The sequence below is a fragment of the Streptomyces sp. P17 genome, assembly GCF_032436805.1.
In the GTDB taxonomy this organism is placed as follows: Bacteria; Actinomycetota; Actinomycetes; order Streptomycetales; family Streptomycetaceae; genus Streptomyces.
Genome location: NZ_JAVRBF010000446.1, coordinates 1 through 359, shown reverse-complemented (window position 1 = coordinate 359; position 359 = coordinate 1). Strand labels below are relative to the sequence as shown.

Genomic DNA, 359 nt, shown 5'->3' with positions numbered 1-359 from the left:
GGCACCGACCGCTGGGGCGCCGAGGTCACCCCCGACGCCGAGGGCCTGTGGACGTACACCGTGGAGGCGTGGGGCGATCCGGTCACCACCTGGCGCCATCACGCCCAGATCAAGATCCCGGCGGGGATGGACACGGAACTGGTCCTGGAGGAGGGCGCCCGGCTGTACGAGCGGGCGGCCACCGAAGTCCCCTCCGAGCAGCGGCAGGTCCTCCTCATCGCGGCCGAACACCTCAGGGACGACACCCGCCCGGCCACCGCGCGACTGGCCGCGGCCCTGACTCCCCAGGTGGACGCGGTGCTGTCCCGGTATCCGCTGCGGGAGTTGGTGACGGCCTCGGAGCCGCTGCCGCTGCTGGT

At 73.3% G+C, this 359-nt stretch carries 1 protein-coding gene; it reads left to right on the top strand.

Going from position 1 to position 359, the window contains the following annotated elements:
- On the top strand, positions 1–359 hold a 359-nt coding region (locus tag RMT89_RS41660; RefSeq protein ID WP_315888960.1), incomplete at both ends, for a maltotransferase domain-containing protein.